A 17488-nucleotide genomic window follows, 5' to 3' on the forward strand; every position below is an offset into this window, starting at 1 on the left:
CTTACTTATTGCGGTGGGGTTCCATATAATGATGGATGGTAGCTTCTAATTCCGGGATTCCTTCGCCACTATAGGCACTGACCACATAGATGTGTTTAGGATTGATACCGGCATAAATAAGAAGATTGCGGCTCCGTTTAATATTGCATTCGGGGAGATCTGTTTTTGTGATCACGCCAATCGAGGGAATGTTATAGGTATGGATAAAATTGGGTGGAAAGGCATTCTGGGAATCCATACAGGAACAAACCAGGATCACCAGTCCGGCGTCCATGGTAATATTTATGGCCTGACGTGAAAAAAATGGGAGTTCGATAAACTCCCCAGGGGTATCAATGAAATCGTCATAGTAACTGACCATTTGGGTCTTGGAATATTTAAGTTCTTCTTCATTTAGCCGTTGCATCAAGGTGGTTTTGCCGCTGCCGATTTTTCCGATTAAGGCCACCCGTTTTCGATTATTGGCCATCTATCAGGAGTAGGTGATTTTAGGAATGTCGAATCCTAAAATATGGTTAAGAGTATTGAGGATTTCAGAAACGGCAGCTTTGACATCACTAACCCGACCGGTGATTACAAGTGAACCACTGAAACGGTCCAGAAAACCGATTTCGACTGGGGCGGCTTTCGTTGCGGCGTCAGCGGCGATAATGGCGGCTTCGCTGGGGGTAATGGTTAAGATACCGATGGCATCGGCGGCTTCATCGTCCAGACCCAGTTTAATATAGATATCTGTTTTAGGCTTGGCAATAATATGTGCCAGGGTTACCTGTTTACCAGGAACGTATTCTTGTATGGAACGATTCTTCTTTTCAGTTTCCATCGTGTCACCTTTTCTTCGTGTATTTTGGTTGTTTGGATTTAATTTTTTCTAAAATTGTCGGTACTGGTTCATTACTTGTTTTAAAGTTTGTATTTATTTAACTGTGATCATTATAGCACTAAACTGGAACCCGTTACATCCATTAACGATATTTTACAGAAAGCCGGCAAAAAATTTCTGTATCCACGTTGTGCCGTACCGACCAATTATTAATCTGTTGTTTGCTGCGGGATCGGACAGGTTTAACAACCTGTCCGCCCCGATGCAAAGGGTCTGCCCCCTCGGTTACAACATGATGTAATAATTGTCGGTACGACTATAACTGTTACTAGAGATAAAGCATGAAAAACATATTTCTTTTATAAGCAAGATGGGTTATAATGATCAATTATTAAGCATGCGGTAAAGTGGTATAATACCACAACGATTAAACCAGGAGGTAAGGGAATGCTTTGGAAAGAAGTTCAAATCACAACAACATTGGAAGCTGAGGAAGCGGTGGTCAATGCTTTTTATGATGCCGGGGCAGATGGTGTGGCGATTCAGACCCTGCAGGATGTGCTATTAATACAACAAGATCCCAAAGTCAATTTTGTGGATGAAGCGCTTCTGGAAATTGATCCCAATGTTTCTATTGTCCGGGGCTATTTCAGCGAGGTGGAAGACACTGAAGAAGCGGTGCATAAACTAATTGCGTCAGTGAAGATGCTGCCATCCTTCGGTCTGGACCCCGGTGCCTGTGAGATGATGATCACAGAAGTGGAAGAAGAAGACTGGGCTAATTCCTGGAAAAAGTTTTACAAACCCACTAAGATGGGCAAAAGCATTGTCGTCAAACCAACCTGGGAAGACTATGTCCCGGATAAGGATGAAATTGTCATTAATATCGATCCCGGCATGGCTTTTGGAACCGGTACTCATGAAACCACCCAGCTCTGTGCCATTAAATTGGAAGAGTACATCAAGCCCGGAGATGTGGTGCTGGATATTGGCTGTGGAACTGGGGTACTCTCGCTGATTGCAGGTAAACTGAAAGCGAAAAAAGTGGTGGCGGTGGATTTTGATACCCTGGCGGTTAAAATTGCCCGGGAAAATGCGGAGCTCAATGATTTAGGCAGTATGGTTGAAATTCGCGAAGGTAACCTGCTCGATGTGATTGACGAGAAGGCCGATGTGATTGTGGCCAATATTCTGGCAGCGGCGATTGTGGAGTTGTCGGGAATTATCAAACCCTACCTTAAAGAAAAGGGTATTTTTATTTCTTCGGGAATCATCATCGATCGGCTGGGGGATGTGCTAAGAGCTCTGGAAGCGGAAAACTTCAAGCTTGTTTTTGTTCAGCAGATGGGTGAATGGGTTGGAGTGGTCGCCCAGAAGAGGGACTAAGATGCACCGATTTTTTGTAAAACCCGAGCAGCGTTTCGAATCAACAATCACTATTTCGGGAGAGGATTTTAAACATATCGCCAAAGTCCTGCGGTTGGGGAAGGGTGACGTTATTGAAGTTTGTGATGGCCAGGGCACCGACTATCTGGTTACTTTAAACACGCCCGGCGAGCAGACTATTTCCGGCAGCATTGCCAGACACTACCCATCTCAGGGAGAAACGCCCGAGATGAGTGTCACCTTGTTTCAAGGACTACCCAAAGGCGCAAAAATGGAAGTGATCATTCAGAAAGCCGTGGAGCTGGGGGTTTATCAGATTATTCCCTTTTCTTCATGCCGGGCAGTTTCTCAAATTAAAGATAAGCAGGATAAAAAGCTCGAGCGCTGGCAGCGAATTGCCTATGAGGCCGCAAAGCAGTCCAAGCGGGGGATTATCCCCAGGATTTTGTGGCCGCTAACCTTTAAAGAAGTATTAAGCGAAGTTGCCCGGTATGACTTAATGATCTTAGCCTATGAAGACGAAAACCGGCAGACTTTGAAGGGCGCCCTGGAAGCGGTCCGAAAAATAAGCAAAACCGACAAACCGCTAAGCATCGGTGTGATCGTTGGTCCCGAAGGGGGCTTTGATCCTCAGGAGGCAGCAGCCTGTCAAGCCGCTGGAGTGATTAGCGTAACCCTGGGCAAGCGGATATTAAGAACCGAAACCGCTGGTATGGTGGTGCTCAGCCAATTGAATTTCTGGAAGGAAGAATAAGTTAAGGATGAATAATAAAAAAAAAGTTGGGTTTATGACCCTGGGCTGCAAGGTCAATACCTACGACAGCGAAGCCTTGATGGAAATCTTTGAGGCAGACGGTTACACCATTGTCGATTTCGCTGAGCTTGCCGATGTTTATGTGATCAATACCTGCACCGTGACCCACCTGGGCGACCAAAAATCCCGAAAAATGATGCGAAAAGCTAAGCGGATTAATCCCAATGCGATTATCTGTGCGGTCGGCTGTTATGTTCAGGTGGCCCCGGATGAGGTCGCAAAAATCGCGGAAGTGGATCTGATGATCGGTACCAAAAATCGCGCCGATATCCTTACCTATATTGAGGCCCACCGCAAGGATGCCAACCGGCGGGATTTTGTCTCAAATATTATGGATGAAAAGATTTTTGAACCGCTGATGATTTCGGAGGTCAAGGGTAAGACCCGGGCCTTTATTAAAATTCAGGAGGGCTGCAATCAATTTTGTACCTATTGCATTGTCCCCTTTGCCAGAGGGCCAGTCAGGAGCCGCGATTCGCAACAGATTATTGATGAAGTCAACCGGGTGGTTTTAATCGGCTATCAGGAGGTCATTCTTTCGGGTATTCATATTGCCTCCTATGGAGTGGATCAAGCCGGAAGTAGTGCAGATAAAGGGGATCTTATTGACCTGATTGAAGCCCTTGATCAAATTCCCAGACTTAAGCGGGTTCGACTGGGATCGATGGAACCCAAATTTATCACCCCGGAGCGGCTTAGGCGGTTGGCGGCCCTTGAAAGCTTTTGCCCGCATTTTCATCTGTCACTGCAAAGCGGCAGCGATACGGTGCTAAAACGCATGGGGCGCCGTTATACCACCGCTGAGTATTTAGAGATTGTCAGTCAGATCCGGGAAGTTTTCCCGTTAGCTGCCATCACCACGGATGTGATGGTCGGTTTCCCCGGCGAAACCGAGGATGAATTCAAAGAGACCCTGGACTTTGCCCGGGCCGTGAGTTTTTATCAAATCCATGTATTTAAATATTCCCGGCGCTCAGGAACTAAAGCGGCTGCCTTTATCGATCAGATTGATGAAACCATAAAAAATTCCCGCAGCCACACCCTTAGTGATCTGTCGAAAAAACTGGAGCTGGAATTTTTAAAGAAAAACGATGGCGTTCTGACAGAGGTTTTGTTTGAAGCAACCCATGACGAGACTGGTTATGAAGGTCATACCAAAAATTATGTTCCGGTTCGGCTTCAGACAGATGAAAAAATTAATGGCAGAATTCTAAAAGTTAGGGTATCATATAATAGTCAGTTTGCTGACAAATTAATCGGAGATTCGATATAACAGGAGGAAGATATGTCAAAGGACTGTATTTTTTGTAAGATTGTTAATAAGGAAATTCCGGCCGATGTAGTTTTTGAAGATGATCAAGTCATCGCATTTAATGATATTGCACCCCAAGCTCCGGTGCATGTGATAATTATTCCCAAAGAACATTTTGAATCGATTCTATCGGTACCAGCTGGAAACGATATTATCAGCCACATGCATACGGTGGCCAATCGGATTGCCCTTAAAACAGGGATTGCTAAAACTGGTTTTCGTCTGGTAAATAATTGCGGTAAGGATGGCAATCAAACCGTGCCCCATCTGCATTATCATTTATTGGGCGGTCGACCATTATTATGGCCTCCCGGTTGAAAAATAATTGACAGCGTAAGAAATAATGCGTATAATATAGTTTGACTCATACCATGTTGATTAACCGTACCGGAAATTAGCAACGGATTAGAGGGGGGGGTTGAAAATGTCTGAAGTAAAAATTAAAGAAAATGAAACACTCGAAAGTGCATTGCGACGTTTCAAAAGAAAAACTGCAATGGCTGGGGTTATGTCTGAAATTCGCAAAAGAGAGCATTATGAAAAGCCAAGCGTAAAGCGAAAAAGAAAATCAGAAGCAGCAAGAAAAAGAAAGATGAAAAAAAGATAGGATGTGACTAATTGGCATTAAAGGATCAATTACAGGCTGACTTAAAAACAGCAATGAAGGAAAAGAATAAGGTTAAGAAATCCACCATTACAATGATTCGGGCGGCTATTTTACAAGTCGAAAAGGATCAGAAAGTGGAACTGGAAGACGATCAGATTCTTGAAATTATTGCAAAACAGCTCAAACAACGTCGGGATGGCCTGGCCGAATTTGAGAAAGCTCAAAGAGACGATTTAATCCAGCAGGCTCGAGAAGAGATAACAATCATCGAGAGCTACCTTCCTACACAATTAACGGTTGATGAAATCAAAGTAATTGTGGCCGAAACGATAAAAGAAACCGGTGCAGTTGACGCAAAAGACATGGGAAAAATAATGAGTGCCCTGATGCCGAAGGTTAAAGGTCGCGCGGATGGAAAGCTTGTCAATCAAGTGGTCAGAGAAAGTCTGGCGTAGCAAAAAAATATTAATACTACACATATAAAGAGGTTTGTCCTGCGGCAGGCTTCTTTTTTTGTCTGGAAAATTTGAAGGGCTGGTGTGTGCTACCGTACCGACCAATTGTTAATCTGTTGTCCGCTCCGATGCGTACAACATGATGTAACAATTGTCGGTACTATGTTATTTGTCTGATCTTATCGCAGGTATTCTAAGACTGTTACAGATACAAGGTATTTTAAGATTATGATGTTATAATCCAAACAGTGAATAAATTACTGGGAGGATTCAATGGAGAATAATATCAACCTTGAAATTGGACTGACTCAAGCCCAGGTTGAAGAAAGGATCGCGGACGGAAAAGTTAATGTCCAACCCCAATCCAAAACAAAAACCATCGGCAGAATAATTAAAGACAATAGCTTAACCTTATTTAACATGCTTAACATCATCCTGGCATTGATGATTATTTTTGTGGAGTCGTTTCAGAACCTGCTATTTATTAATATTGTTATCATTAATACGTTTATTGGCATCATACAAGAAATAAAGGCAAAAAAAACCATTGATAAGCTCTCACTGATTTCCCAGCCTCATGTTAGTGTGTTACGGGATGGCAAGCTTGAGGAAATCGTCTTTGAAAAAATTGTGATGGATGATATTCTAATCCTGAAAGCGGGCAAACAGATTCCTTCGGATTCCCAGGTGGTAAAAGGGGAAATAGAAGTCAATGAGTCTCTACTGACTGGCGAGTCCGATTCGATTATGAAGTATGAAGGGGATGCTCTGCTTTCCGGCAGCTTTGTGGTGTCTGGGCAAGCGACGGTGCAGGTGACTCAGGTAGGTCTGGAAAACTATGCATCTAAATTGGTTGAAGCCGTTAAGGTCGCCAAAAAACCAAACTCGGAAATTATGAAAGCACTGGGCTTTATTATGAAAAGCATTGGCATTGTGATTGTTCCCCTCGGCCTGTTACTGCTTTATAAACAACTACTTGTCCAGAATTTGCCACTACAGGTGAGTGTAACCGGGACGGTGGCGGCCTTGATTGGGATGATCCCGGCGGGGTTGGTGCTCCTAACCAGTGTGGCTCTGGCGGTTGGGGTCGTTAGACTGGGGCACCACCAGACTTTGGTGCAGGAACTCTATTGTATTGAGACGCTGGCTCGGGTGGATGTCCTTTGCTTAGATAAAACCGGTACCATCACGGAAGGGAACATGGAAGTCCTGTCAATGGAAACCATTTGTCATGACAAAAATCCCGTTCAGGCGATCAGGGCTTTAATTGCTAATCTAAAAGATGACAATGCCACCTATCGGGCGCTTAGCGAAAGCTGTCAAGGGGAGGCCCCAAAATGGCTTTGCGAGCGGGTCATTCCATTTTCGTCGGAACGGAAGTGGAGCGGCGCTTTTTTTGCGGAACAGGGTACTTTTGTGATCGGCGCGCCGGAGTTTGTTTTAAAAGAGCGTTACGATGAAATTAAGGAAAAGGTTGAGCACTATGCCAGCGAAGGTAACCGGGTTTTAATGCTGGGGTATGCTAAAGAACCCTTTAAAGAAGATGGCAGCCTGCCAGAAAATATCAAAACCATCGCTCTGCTGCCGATGGGGGATAAAATTCGTCATGAAGCCAAGAAAACGTTGGAGTTTTTTAGAAACCAGGGCGTTGATATCAAGGTAATCTCTGGCGATAACCCGATCACCGTATCTCAGGTGGCACATCGGGCGGGACTGCTGGATTGGGATAATTTTGTCGATGCGTCGACGCTCACAGAAGATGAAGATGTTCACAAGGCTGCCCAGATCTATTCGGTTTTTGGCCGGGTAAGCCCAGGACAAAAACGACTTTTGATTGAAGCCCTTAAAAATCAGGGCCATACCGTAGCGATGACCGGGGATGGGGTCAATGATGTTTTGGCCTTACGAGAAGCGGATTGCAGCATTGCTATGGCCGAAGGGAGTGATGCGGTGCGCCAAGTATCCCAACTGGTCTTGTTGGATTCCAACTTTGCTAGCTTTACCCGGGTTTTGATGGAAGGGCGTCGGGTCATTAACAACATTACCCGTGCGGCATCGCTGTTTTTAGTGAAGACGATGTTTTCCCTGATGCTGGCCGTTATTGTGATCATTGCCAATGAGGCCTATCCCTTTGTGCCGATTCAACTGACCTTAATCAGTGCGTTGACTATTGGTGCGCCTTCTGTTTTTCTGGCTTTGGAGCCGAATAAAAACCGGATCACCGGAAATTTTTTAGAAAAGGTTTTAAAAAAATCGTTGCCGGGTGCTTTGACGGTGGTGTTTAATGTTGTGTTAATTATGATTGTTGGTTCCTATCTGGCATTGGATCACCAGCAGATTTCGACGCTGGCAGTGATTTCCACTGGTTTAATTGGTCTGGTTATTCTTTTTCGGGTCAGTCAACCTCTGGATAATAAGCGGTGGGCGTTATTTTTTACGATGACCGTTTCATTCCTATGCTGTGTCTTGTTTTTGGAAGACTTCTTTTTCCTGGTGCCGATTCAGGATTTCCTGCCAGCGATGTTGATTGTTTTGGGAATTACGATCCTTGATATCTATCCCTTATTGCGGATTTTTAGCTGGATCGTTGATCAGATTGAAAGGCTTCTCAATCGTCACCAAAAAGAAAAAAGGATGGCTAAAGCGACCGTATTAGAAAAATAGTAAAGCTAAAGCTTTTTTCACAAAAGGATCAGAAATCTGATTCTTTTGTGAAAAAAAGACTTGCATTCATGTATTTGATCGTGCTATAATAAGCAAGTCGTCAAAGATAAGCTTTATCTGAAAGAACAAAGATAAAATAAAGATTGACAACAGATTGATAAACATCTATAATAGTCAAGTATTGTATCGAGGTGTAGCGCAGTTTGGTAGCGCACATGGTTTGGGACCATGGGGCCGGAGGTTCGAATCCTCTCACCTCGACCATTTTTTTTAAATTACTTGGGGGCCTTTAGCTCAGTTGGTTAGAGCAACCGGCTCATAACCGGTAGGTCCGGGGTTCGAGCCCCTGAAGGCCCACCATATTTTTTTGCCCAGATAGCTCAGTCGGTAGAGCAGGGGACTGAAAATCCCCGTGTCGGTGGTTCGATTCCGCCTCTGGGCACCACCACTTAAAGAATAACAGCGAAAGCTGTTTTTTTTTGGTTGGAAATAGGTAAACATAAATAAATCTTAATCGCTATTGACAAAAATGAATAAATATTATAAAGTATAGAAAGTTACAAATGTAATATAAAAATACAATTGTAACAATGGAGTGGAGAAATGGAAAAAAAATCTTTGTATATTAAAATTGCTCATTGGTATTATAATCTTGGTTTAACTCAGGATGAAATTGCTAAGCGGTTGTCTTTAACGCGTCAACGGGTTAATCGAATTATCAGTTCATTAGATGAAATGGGTGTCGTTACTATTAAAGTAAACGGTTACGACCGAGGGAATGTGCGTTACGAAACCATGATTGAAGAGCATTTTGGACTCAAGCAATGCATTGTTGCTGAAACTTATGGAGACAATGAGAATATTCTACCGTCTCTGGCAGCTGTAGCAGCTAACTATTTAGATGCGTACATCCAGTCGAAAATGGTTATTGGTGTATCATGGGGAGTAACTTTGGCAGAAACCATCTCTCGAATGTCCTTTACCAAGAAAAATGATTGTATGGTGGTACAAATGGTCGGAGCCCAAAATATTGATAAAGATGTACTAAAATCCGACGAGATTGCCAGAACATTGGCGGATAAGCTGGACTGCGCCTGTTATATGCTTTATGCGCCGGTAATTGTGGATCAGTCGGAGACAAAAAAAATGCTTATGAATGAAAAATCGATTCAAAAATCATTTGAGTATATGAAAAAATGTGATCTCGGGATTTTTGGAATTGGAGAGTTAAAAGAGAAGTCAACCATGGTGATGCGGGGACTTCTAAAAAAAGAAGAGATCACCAGGCTCCGGGAAGCTGGTTTTAAAGGTGATCTTTGTGTTAACCCGGTTCGTCTGGATGGGAGCTGGGACAACTGTTATCTAATGGAACGGGTAATGACCGTAGATATGACAGTGCTAAAGAATATCCATAATGTGGTGGGAATTGCCGGTGGAGAAGAAAAAACCGAAGCTATTTTAAGTTGTCTCCGTTCCGGATGCATTGATACGCTAATTATTGATGACGCAACCGCAAAAAGGCTTGTAAAAGTTATGAATTAGTTTTAAATGAGTGGAGCTCGTTTGAAAATAGATTATGTGTTGATAAATATTCATGGAGGTAAAAATGAGTTATTTTATTGGTATCGATGCGGGGACATCTAATGTGAAAGCGGTATTATTCGATTACAGCGGAAATGAGATTCATGTTGAATCCCTGGAGAATGACCCTATCTATATCGGTGATACCGATGTTGAGCAGAATATGAACATTCTTTGGGAAAAGGTCGCTCTTTGTCTGCGGATGCTGTTAGAAAATGGTCCGGCAAAAGCGGATGATATCAAAGCGATCGGGGTAACGGGACAGGGCGAAGGGTGTTGGTTGATTGATGAAGCTGGGGAGCCGGTTCAGGATGCTTTGCTCTGGTGTGATGGTCGGGCGAGTGATGAAGTTGCCAAGGTAACAAAGGTCAACCCTGAATTAGGTGAACTAATTTATCAGACTACTGGTACCCCGCCACTCACTGGGACGCAGTTGATGCTGCTAAAATGGATGAAGGAAAACCGTAAAGCGGTATTGGACAAGGCGCAACATGTGTTTTTCTGCAAGGATTGGGTTCGTTATAAATTGACTGGAAAAATCAATGGTGATTATACTGATACCGGAACCTCCTTAATTGATGCAAGAGCCGAAAAGGTCGCGGATGAGATGCTCACCAAACTGGGCTTGGCTGACTATATTTCATATATTCCCGAGCAGGTTACCTCAGATACGATTGTGGGAACGGTTGATGTAGAAGTTGCCCGGTCCCTTGGACTAAATCCGGATACACCGGTAATTGCCGGTGCCATTGATGTTATTGCCGCTGCAGTTGGAATCGGAACGGTCGAAGACAAGGATATTTGTGTGATTCTGGGAACAACCTGTGCCAACGAAATCTTCAAACGTAAGGCGGACTGTAATTTTGGTGAACCGGGAACCCGTTATGAAAAACATGCGGTTGGAGACCTCTATGTGAATCTGCTACCGACGATGAATGGAACACCAAATATTGACTGGGCACTCGAAAACATTTCTCAGGTGAAGGATTTTTCCGAAATTGATCATTTAATCAGTCAGGTGCCGGTAGGCAGCGGCGGGGTGATATATCATCCCTATATTAGTGCTGCAGGAGAGCGCGCACCGTTTTATCATCCCTTTGCCAAAGCTAATTTTTTCGGCGTGAACATGGGAACAACGAGAGCACATCTGTTAAGGGCTGTCTATGAAGGGATCACGATGTCGATTAAGGATTGCTTGCAGGATGCCAACAAGAACAGCAAGATTTTTATCGCCGGTGGTGGAGCAAAAAGTACGGTATGGGTGCAAATGATCTCGGATATTACTGCAATGGAAGTTGTGGTATCTATTGGCAATGAATTTGGGGCGAAGGGGGCGGCTATGATGGCAGGTGTTGCGACTGGTGTTTATGCAGATTATGCCGATGCTGCGAAGAAAACCTGTAAATTCGCAAAAACATATCAACCAAATCCTAGACATGTCGATTTCTATCAAGAGCTATATGAATTGTATCGAGACATTCGAATGGCTAGTGAACCGTTATGGACGAAACGAGCAGAGATCTTAAAAAAATACAAATAAAGAAAAGATAGAAAGGAACACACCATGAAAATATTTTTTACCGCCGAATATAGTCCCGAAGAACTTGAACCACTCTACGAATTAGGGGAGGTAGTATTGGACGGCTGGGCCACCGGATTACCGAAAATGCCAGAAGAAGAATTAATGGAAAAAACCAGGGATGCAGATATCTTGATCGTGAGTTATGATGATGTCACAAGAAAGGTTATTGAGAATGCTTCAAAGCTTAAGCTCATTGCCTGTACCCGGGCGACACCAGTCAATGTGGATATGAAAGCGGCAAAGGAGCGGGGAATACCGGTGATCTATACCCCGGGAAGAAATTCGGACACTACGGCAGAATTTACAATTGGCCTGATGCTTGCTATTGCAAGAAATATTCCGATGGCTCACAAAGCATTAAAAGAAGGAAAATACACCAATCTTAATGATCAAAAAAAAGAGACAAAGGCGGGTTTAACCGTTGATATGATTTGGGATATGGAAACCACTGCGCCCTATATGGTTTTTAAAGGAACGCAATTAAAGGGAAAAACCCTGGGTATTGTGGGATATGGAAGTATCGGTAAACGAGTTGGAAAAATTGCACGGGCTTTTGGAATGGCTTTACTGATTTATGATCCGTTTCAGTGCCAAATCGACATTGAAGAAATCGGTATCACAAAAGCAGAAAGCCTTGAATCCTTGATGAGTAACGCAGATTTTGTAACCTGTCATATGAAAATAACCTCAGAAACAAAAGGTATTATCAATAAAAAGATGATTTCACTGATGAAACCAACGGCCTATTTTATCAATTGCTCCCGAGGTGCAGTTCTTGATGAGAGTGCGTTGATTGAAGCTTTGAGGGAAAAACGTATTGCTGGAGCGGCAATAGATGTTTACGAGCGGGAGCCATTGGCAATTAATCATCCATATGTGGCTGAGCTTGACAATGTGGTCATAACGCCTCATATTGGTGGTGCAACAAATGAAGTATTGGTAAATCATACCATTCAACTCGTTTCGGATGTGAAACGTTTTTTAAATGGAGAGCGGCTATTATACGAGTATCGATCGTAGACTTTAGTATTGTAATTAAAATTCAGGAGGATAAAATGATCTTACAAAAAGAACGAGAAGATGTGGTGCGTTATTGTCAAAAGCTGATTGAGGCAGGGTTAACGAAGGGAACTGGTGGCAATATCAGCATTTATAATCGGGAACAAAGGCTGATGGCAATCAGTCCTAGTGGCATTGATTACTTTGAAACAGAGCCGGAGGATGTTGTGGTTATCGATATCGATGGAAAGCATGTGGACGGAAAAAGAAAACCATCAAGCGAGCATGAGCTGCACCGCATTTTTTATGTGAAACGTGATGACATCGATGCAGTTGTTCATACGCACTCCGTTTATTCAACAGTACTGGCCACGCTTGGAGAGGGCTTGCCTGCCTCAAGCTACCTGATTGCGTTAGCGGGGTTGGATGTACGCTGTGCCGACTATGCGACCTTTGGTACTATGGAATTAGCGCAACTTACCTTTAAGGCCATGGTCGATCGTTATGCAGTATTGATGGCTAATCATGGTCTACTGGCTGGTGGCAAAGATATTCTAAATGCCTTTAATATTGCCGAAGAGATTGAACACTGTGCGGAAGTTTATGTCAAGGCCCGATCAATCGGAACGCCGGTGATTCTCAGTGAAGAAGAAATGACAAAAATGATTAGCATCTTCAATAAATCTTACGGACAAAAAATGACAAAAGCTGACTTAGACAAATAAAAAAAAGCTGCGAGTAACTCTTACTCGCAGCTTTTTTTACTGTCCCTGGCGACTAGCGCCGGGAAATCAAAAGGAAGTCGGCGGTAAACTTGCAATCTGACAAACAACAATCGCTAACACAAATGAGTAGAAAGAGGGGAATGTTTGAGAAAAATCTAACCCGTGAGAAAGTTAATTTTCATTATCCGTTCACATAAAAAGCACATTGTAGATATATAATTGTTACAAATGGTGAAGAGGTGCGAAAAAATGAAAAGAGTAATGAAAAGATCAAAGAAATCCATAAAGCGCAAACGGAGGCGGACGATGATTGGCCTGGTGCTGATGTCCCTCATGGCAATGGGCGTTGTTTGCGTGGGTGTCATGGCAAATTCATACTCGATCACCACCAGCACAGAAAGCACCTTTGAAGCGAAAAACAAGAGTAGTGATGCTAAAAAAGTAGGCGGCGATATAATAATTCGCGATAGCGATGAAACACTCGATGACGTTATGCTTGAGCCGATTCGCGACTATTTTAAAACTTATTTTAAGGCCCTGGCCAATCTGGAATCAGAAGATATCACCGCGATGTTTGTGGATTCGTTTAGCGAAAACGCCTGGATCAATCAAGCGTCTATGGATTATCTGATTCAATTAAGACAAAGCCAGAGTAATGATCTTAAGATGACGGATTATCAATGTGGGCTGACCGTCACCAGTATCAGTGAAGGATATGGTGAGATTGAAGTGGTTTTAGTAGAAGATCACCATATCAATTTCGCTTTTATTTCCAATGTTGATTCCTATAGTTCCGGGATTGCCCATACCTTTTATCTGAGCGAAACTAAAGATGGTTACGCGATCTCAGAGCATTACAAAGAAGAAGACAGTTTTTTGATGTTGGAAGAAGCCATCGCAGACAGCGATGAAAATCCTCAGGATGTGGCAGATCAACTTCTCGGTGAAGCCTTAGCTGTTATTGAAGAATTATCCCGGGAAAAAGACGACTTTAATATGGAAAACGGCGATAGTTGGACCAACTCCACCGATCACAGCTATGATACTGAGGCAGCAGTGGATTATGCCATGACCTGGGTTGATCCCATTGAAGTCTTGCGTAACGAGGACTATGGCGTTTATGACAATTATGGTGGCAATTGCAATAACTACATCTCCCAAGCGCTTTTTGCCGGCGGCATCCCCATGGATAGTGATGGCTACAATAATACCCAATGGAAGTGGTACGGTGAAGAAGTGGATGATGAGGATGGCTCAGACTGGGGGCGAAGTCCGGCCTGGACGGGGGTAGCGGAGTTTTACACCTATGCCAGTGAAAATGAAGGGTATGGACTGGCAGCACTGGTGGATGAGAATGTTTTTTCCGGTTCGATGGGTGACGTCTTACAATATGGACATAACGGTGACTGGCTTCATTCGGTTATTATTAGCGATGTAATAAACGATGATGACGGCAACATGGCAGACTATCTCATTAATTCAAACACCACGGATCGCATAAACTATCCGGCCAGTGCCTATGGCTATTCGGAATTACGACTGATTAAAGTTTTGGGTTGGAATGACGGCGATTAGTTGAAACAGATTTTAGTATCTGTATTTTTCTTCCTAATTTATGAATTAAATACGATATGTAGATGCGAGTTGGATTAAAAACGCAAATGACTTGTAAATTATAAAACCATATGGTATCATATTTGTAAATAAATTGTAACGTGGAGGAGCGGTATGGATAAAACTCAGAATATCTTTGAAAAAGTTCGCGAAAGATTAAAAAAATACCGATTCAATTGGTCAACCCAAGAAGTTGAACAGGATGAATTCATAGAGATTGAGCATGTCAATCATTGCCAAACATTAAACAGTGACACAAAAAGACGATTTAAACTGCGGGGTTCTGCAGTTGTTGTTTGTACTTTTTTAGTATTGGTTGGAGCCGGAGTAGTTGATGCTCAAACCCGTGCCTATGAGGTAATTTACAAAGGTACAAGTATCGGCTGTGTTGACAGTTTGGATGTCCTGCAATTGGCTGTTAGCGATACGAACGATAGCAAAAGCGGCAGAAGAAACCGAGAAGGCAGCGATTACGAAATACGGATGGCTCGCTCCACCGATTTTTTAACAACTGAAGAAGTTGCTCAGGTTATTAAATCAATACGAGCTCAGGAGAAGACGGTTCAAGTTGCCCGGGCTGAAAGCGTGGCACCAACCGTTGAGGTTGCCCCCCCGGAGACACATTCAGATGAAACAAAACAGCTAGAAACCGTTAGTACAGAGGTATTAGTTGAAGAAGAACCGGTAGTTGAACCCGTTATGAGTACGGCTAATACCCCGGAAATCCAAACGGCAGCGGAGTCGGATCGTTCGGAAACACCAGTTGTTGAAGAAGAACCCGCGGTAGATCTACCAGAAGTGGAGACCCCTCAAATTGAAACCGTCGTTGAGGGTATTCAGACAGAACAAAATCCGGCGGCAGTACCAGTTGAGGAAAACAAGGTGGTAGAAATTCCGGCGGTTGAACCAAAAGTTCCAGAACTACCGGCAGAAGTGGTGGTTGACAATCCGGTGGTTGAACCCCAAGTTCCAGAAACACCAGTAGAACCGGTGACTGAAGTACCGCCAGTAGAAGCCCCGGCAGAAGGACCACCAGTGGAAAGCCCGGCTGAAGAACCGGAAACGCCTCAGGTACAGTTTATTCTTCCCGCTAGCGGTCGCGTTGGTGAAATCCTCAGGAATTATGATGGTGGTTATTACAGTAACCATTATCGGGCGGCCGCAATTGATATCCTAAACAGTGAAGGAACAGCTATTTATGCAGCAGCATCAGGAACGGTTACCTTATCGAGTTGGTATGGCGGCTATGGAAAATGTGTCATCATTGACCATGGCAATGGCTATTCAACGCTGTACGGACACTTTAGTTCGGTGGATGTATCAGAAGGTGAAACCGTAGCCCAAGGTCAGCGCATTGGCGGTATGGGATCAACAGGGTCTTCTACAGCCAATCATGTGCATTTTGAAGTGCGGGAAAATAATGAAGCCCAGCCGATCAGTCATTATTTCAATGTCAGTTCCGGCGACTACATATAAGTCTGGCGGTACTGCATTATAAATATTCTCTATGTATTATAGACACCTAAAAAGGTGTCTTTTTTTTAAAAGATCTTGCGGAACTTGTATAAATATGGTATCATTATGTAACGAAAAAGTAACAAATAACAACAAGAGGTAAATGTATGGATGAAACTATAAAGAGTGAAAGAGAAAAACGACGAATCCAACGAAAGAGAAAAAGACAGACGCGTAGTATTGTCACTTTTATGATTTTGTTTATTATGGCAACTGTGGGGGTCGTCAGTGCTCAGACCCAGGGTTATGAGGTTTTTTACCGTGGCGAAAGTCTTGGTTATGTGCAGACCTCTGGAGTCTTTCAATCGGCGGTTGATCGGATTGAAAAGAACGTGATGGAATGTTATAATTACGATAATATCCACTTGGGCGATGGATTTGAACTGATCCCGAGCAGGATTGAAAATCCGATGGATTTTGATACCTGCATCCAGGTACTAAACAGTAAGAATATTCCTCTTTATGTGAGTGGAGCAGATATTTTCATGGATGGGCAAAAAATAGGGACCGTAACATCATTAGATAAAGCACAGGCTGTCATTGCAGCGTATCAAAGTGTTAACAACAAAAACCAAAGCGAGCTTGAATGTGTGGAAGTGATGGTGCCCTTGTCCGAAACCAAGGATTTTGCGGCCATGTTATCGGCCTTAAAAGGACGTACAAAATAAAAAATCGATCACCGGCTTTTGGCCGGTGTTTTTTTAAAAGGAGGTATCAGATGGCGGAAATAACGCGGGAAAAAGCGATGGATATGGCGGTAAAATATTTGTCTTTTAAGTCACGAACCAGTAGTGAAATGGTTAAGTATCTGAAAAAAAAGGACATTGATGAGCAAATTATTACCGAGGTGATGCAAAAGCTTAGTGAATACCGCTATATTGATGACCAGGTTTATTTAAAAAATTATGTCGAAAATAATCGGCATTTAAATTACTATGGCTCCCGCCGGATGATTCAGGACTTAAAAAAAAGAGGGATCAGTGAAGCCTTACTGCTGACCCTGACAGATCTTCTTCCAAGCGAAGAGGAATATCGATGCGGTGAAATGGTGGCAAAAAAACAGCTGCGTGCATTAACGGGACAAACTTCGGTACAGAAGAAAAAGAAACTATATGATAAACTGGGAAGAATGGGTTACCCCACGGAAATGGTGCTAGAAATTATTAGAACTCTGGTTTTAGAAGAAGAACCCCAGGAATTAACCGAAGATGAGCTGGCAATTAAAGATCAGCAACTAAACGAAAAGCTTGACCGGGACTATCAAAAATATGCCCGTGCCCACCGTAAAAAGGGGGCAGCAGGCAAAGAGCTTAAGTTTAAAATTAAGAAGAGCCTGATGGGCCGGGGTTATCCTTATGAGCTGATCGACCAGAAGATCGCATCAGTACAGGAAGCGATAGAAGAAGACTAG

General features: G+C 43.3%; 17 protein-coding genes and 3 tRNA genes. 18 read left to right on the top strand and 2 right to left on the bottom strand.

Annotated features, from left to right (window positions below):
• Position 1: 1 nt before the first annotated feature.
• Positions 2-469: a EutP/PduV family microcompartment system protein gene (locus ACIZ62_RS04450; RefSeq protein WP_111887774.1), complete on the bottom strand. Its 468-nt coding sequence runs from the start codon at positions 467-469 to the stop codon at positions 2-4.
• Between the two features lie 3 nt (positions 470-472).
• On the bottom strand, positions 473-823 hold the full coding sequence (locus tag ACIZ62_RS04455; RefSeq protein ID WP_111887773.1) for a BMC domain-containing protein: 351 nt from the start codon (positions 821-823) through the stop codon (positions 473-475).
• Between the two features lie 447 nt (positions 824-1270).
• Here ACIZ62_RS04455 and prmA point away from each other — a divergent pair, with 447 nt between their 5' ends.
• From prmA to ACIZ62_RS04545, 18 genes are all read left to right on the top strand, one after another.
• Positions 1271-2209 (top strand): 50S ribosomal protein L11 methyltransferase, encoded by a 939-nt coding sequence (prmA, locus tag ACIZ62_RS04460; protein ID WP_111887772.1) that lies wholly within the window; start codon positions 1271-1273, stop codon positions 2207-2209.
• 1 nt (position 2210) lies between these two features.
• Positions 2211-2963, top strand: a complete 753-nt coding sequence (locus ACIZ62_RS04465; RefSeq protein WP_111887771.1) for a 16S rRNA (uracil(1498)-N(3))-methyltransferase — start codon at positions 2211-2213, stop codon at positions 2961-2963.
• 7 nt (positions 2964-2970) lie between these two features.
• Positions 2971-4296 carry a tRNA (N(6)-L-threonylcarbamoyladenosine(37)-C(2))-methylthiotransferase MtaB gene (gene mtaB, locus ACIZ62_RS04470; RefSeq protein WP_111887770.1) on the top strand — a complete coding sequence of 442 codons (1326 nt, stop codon included), beginning with the start codon at positions 2971-2973 and terminating at the stop codon, positions 4294-4296.
• A gap of 12 nt (positions 4297-4308) precedes the next feature.
• A complete protein-coding gene (locus ACIZ62_RS04475; protein ID WP_111887769.1) occupies positions 4309-4653 on the top strand; it encodes a histidine triad nucleotide-binding protein in 345 nt (114 codons plus the stop codon).
• Positions 4654-4759: 106 nt separating this feature from the next.
• A complete protein-coding gene (rpsU, locus tag ACIZ62_RS04480; RefSeq protein WP_013379247.1) occupies positions 4760-4942 on the top strand; it encodes a 30S ribosomal protein S21 in 183 nt (60 codons plus the stop codon).
• An 11-nt stretch (positions 4943-4953) separates the two neighbouring features.
• Entirely contained in the window at positions 4954-5397 is a 444-nt protein-coding gene (locus ACIZ62_RS04485; protein WP_111887768.1) for a GatB/YqeY domain-containing protein, read from the top strand.
• A 273-nt stretch (positions 5398-5670) separates the two neighbouring features.
• On the top strand, positions 5671-8061 hold the full coding sequence (locus ACIZ62_RS04490; RefSeq protein ID WP_111887767.1) for a cation-translocating P-type ATPase: 2391 nt from the start codon (positions 5671-5673) through the stop codon (positions 8059-8061).
• A 187-nt stretch (positions 8062-8248) separates the two neighbouring features.
• Positions 8249-8325 (top strand) — tRNA-Pro (locus ACIZ62_RS04495).
• A 19-nt stretch (positions 8326-8344) separates the two neighbouring features.
• Positions 8345-8421, top strand: a tRNA-Ile gene (locus tag ACIZ62_RS04500).
• Between the two features lie 9 nt (positions 8422-8430).
• A tRNA-Phe gene (locus ACIZ62_RS04505) sits at positions 8431-8506 on the top strand.
• Between the two features lie 158 nt (positions 8507-8664).
• Positions 8665-9603 (top strand): sugar-binding transcriptional regulator, encoded by a 939-nt coding sequence (locus ACIZ62_RS04510; protein ID WP_414151312.1) that lies wholly within the window; start codon positions 8665-8667, stop codon positions 9601-9603.
• 64 nt (positions 9604-9667) lie between these two features.
• On the top strand, positions 9668-11182 hold the full coding sequence (locus ACIZ62_RS04515) for an FGGY-family carbohydrate kinase (protein WP_414151313.1): 1515 nt from the start codon (positions 9668-9670) through the stop codon (positions 11180-11182).
• A 24-nt stretch (positions 11183-11206) separates the two neighbouring features.
• Positions 11207-12244, top strand: a complete 1038-nt coding sequence (locus ACIZ62_RS04520; RefSeq protein WP_414151314.1) for a 2-hydroxyacid dehydrogenase — start codon at positions 11207-11209, stop codon at positions 12242-12244.
• Positions 12245-12279: 35 nt separating this feature from the next.
• Positions 12280-12948: an L-fuculose-phosphate aldolase gene (locus tag ACIZ62_RS04525; RefSeq protein WP_414151315.1), complete on the top strand. Its 669-nt coding sequence runs from the start codon at positions 12280-12282 to the stop codon at positions 12946-12948.
• Positions 12949-13197: 249 nt separating this feature from the next.
• Positions 13198-14523 (top strand): amidase domain-containing protein, encoded by a 1326-nt coding sequence (locus ACIZ62_RS04530; protein WP_414151316.1) that lies wholly within the window; start codon positions 13198-13200, stop codon positions 14521-14523.
• 153 nt (positions 14524-14676) lie between these two features.
• Positions 14677-16038, top strand: coding sequence for a peptidoglycan DD-metalloendopeptidase family protein (locus tag ACIZ62_RS04535; RefSeq protein WP_414151317.1), 1362 nt, complete (start codon positions 14677-14679; stop codon positions 16036-16038).
• Between the two features lie 146 nt (positions 16039-16184).
• Positions 16185-16745 (top strand): hypothetical protein, encoded by a 561-nt coding sequence (locus ACIZ62_RS04540; RefSeq protein ID WP_111887765.1) that lies wholly within the window; start codon positions 16185-16187, stop codon positions 16743-16745.
• Between the two features lie 50 nt (positions 16746-16795).
• Entirely contained in the window at positions 16796-17488 is a 693-nt protein-coding gene (locus tag ACIZ62_RS04545; RefSeq protein WP_414151318.1) for a hypothetical protein, read from the top strand.

The sequence above is a fragment of the Acetobacterium carbinolicum genome, from assembly GCF_047456275.1.
GTDB classification, from domain to species: domain Bacteria; phylum Bacillota; class Clostridia; order Eubacteriales; family Eubacteriaceae; genus Acetobacterium; species Acetobacterium carbinolicum.